The 2,619-nt window shown below is 69.8% G+C and carries 3 protein-coding genes; all 3 read right to left on the reverse strand.

Annotated features, from left to right (window positions below; genetic code table 11):
* On the reverse strand, positions 1-1,561 hold a 1,561-nt coding region (locus tag P3W85_RS11235), incomplete at its 3' end, for a histidine kinase dimerization/phospho-acceptor domain-containing protein (protein WP_276264844.1).
* Positions 1,558-1,842 carry a PP0621 family protein gene (locus tag P3W85_RS11240; protein ID WP_276264845.1) on the reverse strand — a complete coding sequence of 95 codons (285 nt, stop codon included), beginning with the start codon at positions 1,840-1,842 and terminating at the stop codon, positions 1,558-1,560. The genes P3W85_RS11235 and P3W85_RS11240, both read right to left, overlap by 4 nt.
* A gap of 7 nt (positions 1,843-1,849) precedes the next feature.
* On the reverse strand, positions 1,850-2,619 hold a 770-nt coding region (locus tag P3W85_RS11245), incomplete at its 5' end, for a cytochrome C assembly family protein (RefSeq protein ID WP_276264846.1).

The raw sequence follows: 2,619 nt of genomic DNA on the forward strand, positions 1-2,619 counted from the left end.
CCGAGCGCGAGCGCATTTCCAGCCGCCAGCGGCCAACGATCTCGGGCAGGGCCTGGTTCAGGTCGACGGCGGCCCGCTCGGTACGCGGCCGGCGCGACATCTGCAGCACGTCCGACACCACCTGGTCGAGCCGCAGCACATTGTCGTGGATGATGCGCAACAGGCGCGCATCGACATCGCCCTCGGGCCGCCCCGCCTCGCCGGGACGCGTGCCGCGGCGGCTGGTTTCGGCCAGCAGCTCGCTGGCCTGGCTGATGGCCGCCAGCGGGTTGCGGATCTGGTGCGCCACGCTCGCTACCAGGCGCCCCATGGCGGCCAGCTTCTCCTGTTGCACCTGCTCGGCGATGCGCTCCCAGCTTTCGATATGGACCAGCACCGTATCGCGCATCTCGCTGCGCAGCAGCGCCTCGTCTTCCGGGCGCCAGGCCATGGCTTCGCTCTGGGCGATGGCCAGGCGCAGGCGTGCTGCCGCTTCGGGGGTGAGCTCGCTCCAGGCGGCGGTGTTCATGGCGTTCTGCGCGCCCAGCGAGACCGACAGCGAGGAGGCGAAGGTCGAGCGCAGGCTGGCCAGCCCCGGCAGCAGGAAGCGCAGCCGCAGCCGGGTATGCAGGATGGGACCCCGGCCCGAGGAGGGCCGCGACGGCAGCGGCAGCAATTGCAGAATGCGGGGCGCGTCGTCCTTGCTGCGCACCCAGTCGCGCAGCATCTCCATCAGCGGCTGCAGGCGGGGAATCTGGCGCAGGTCGAACAAGGCGTCGCGCCCGGTGGCGGGCGTGCCGGCCGGCTTGCCCCGCTCCGCCGGCTGCACGCCGAGCAGCACCACTGCCGCCGGGTTGGCCGCCACCACCGCGCCATTGGCGCGCAACAGCATGACGCCATCCTGCATATCGTTGACCATCAGCCGGTTGACCAGCTGCTGCAGGCGCAGCTCCTGCTCGCGCGCCATCGCCAGTTGCTCCTGCGCCAGCTGGCGGTTGGCCAGCAGGTACATCAGCGAAGCCGCGATCATGAAAACCAGGCCGTACAGCCCCGAGCCCAGCAGGCCCGCATCGGCCTGCGCCAGCAGCAGGGTCTGCGCAAAGGGCGTGCTCATCACCACCAGCGCCGAAGCTGCCGCGGCGAACAGCGCGAACAGCAGGCTGGTGAGCGCGCCGGCCTGCAGCGCCGGCAGCAGGAAGATCATGGCCAGGCCCTCGCCACGATGGCCCTGCGCGTGAAAGATCAGGCCCAGCAAGACAAGATCGGCCAGCACCTGGCATCGCACCCTCAGGTGAAATCCGCGCCGCCACCACAGGGTGGCCGCTACCATGGCCAACGCCATCACGGCATAGGGCACGGCCAGCGGCCACGCAGCCGGGCCGCTGCCCAGCGCCAGCAGGGTCTCGGCGCGCTGGGCGGGCAGCCACGCATAGCCCAGCAGCAGGACCGCCACCGCCATCCGGGTCCAGGCGAAATAGCGCAGCAGGCGCCAGTGGAATTCAGGGGGTTCTGGCCGCCGCCACATGGCGGCGACGACGTGCCAGGCGTTCAGGCGGGACCAGAACGAGACGCGCCGGCTCATGCGGCGGGGCTGTCCGCGTCGCTGTCGGCCGGCAGATGGGCGCGCCGGCAGTAATACAGGCCGCGATAGGCGATGGCCTCGCCCTGCGGCAGGTGCACGCCGCAATGCGCGCATTGCACCATGGCCTCCTGCGGCGGTGCGGCTTGCGGCTGCCGCGCGGCAGGACCTTGCGCCGCGCCCGGACGGGCAGCGCGCTCCTCGTGCCGGCGTGCCTCGGCGCGCTGCCGCAGCCACCAGAAAAAGCCCAGCACCACGGCCAGGACCAGGAAAATGCGTGCCATGGCGGGATCAGATCCGGTGCAGGATGACTTCGATGACGAAACGGCTGCCGACATAGGCCAGCAGCAGGATGCCGAAGGACGCGATCACCCAGCGCAGGGCGGTGCGGCCACGCCAGCCATAGAAAGTGCGTCCGGCCAGGATGCCGGCGAACATCACCCAGGACACCAGCGCGAACACGGTCTTGTGATCGAGCCGGAAGGCCCTCCCGAACAACTGCTCGGAGAACAGCAGGCCCGACAGGATCGTCAGCGTGAGCAGCACGAAGCCTGCGCCGATCAGGCGGAACAGCAGTTTCTCCAGCGTCAGCAGGGGCGGCAGCAGGTCGAGCCAGCGGCCGACCCATTGCGCCGGCTCGCTGGCCTTGCCAAGCTGGGGCGAGCGGTTGAAACCGTGCAGGCGGCGCTCGGCCAGCAGCATCAGGAAGGCATGGAAGGCCGCCAGCGTAAAGAGCCCATAAGCCACATTGGCAATAATGAAGTGCAGCTTGAACAGCGGCGCCGCCGCGTAGCCGAGGATCTGCGCCCCGGGAAAGGCCAGCGGCATCAGGCTGGCTAGCATCGCCACCGGGATCACGATCAGGCCCAGGCCAGCCAGCGAAAAGAAGAAGCTCTCGATCCAGTAGATGCCCACGCCCAGCCACAGCATGGCCGACAGCGCGAAGGCAAAGCCGAACATCATGCGGTCCGCCGGGAAGATGGTTTCGTGGAGCAGCAGGCCGTGGCTGGCCAGCGCGGCCAGCATCAGGGCGTGCCACCAGGCCGGGCGGCCCTCGCCGC

Origin of the sequence: Cupriavidus basilensis (assembly GCF_029335485.1) — a bacterium.
GTDB lineage: Bacteria > Pseudomonadota > Gammaproteobacteria > Burkholderiales > Burkholderiaceae > Cupriavidus > Cupriavidus basilensis_E.

What these genes read in the sequence shown, in the direction of transcription:
- P3W85_RS11240 (WP_276264845.1), bottom strand. Translation starts at nt 1,842, where the DNA reads ATGGCACGCATTTTCCTGGTCCTGGCCGTGGTGCTGGGCTTTTTCTGG.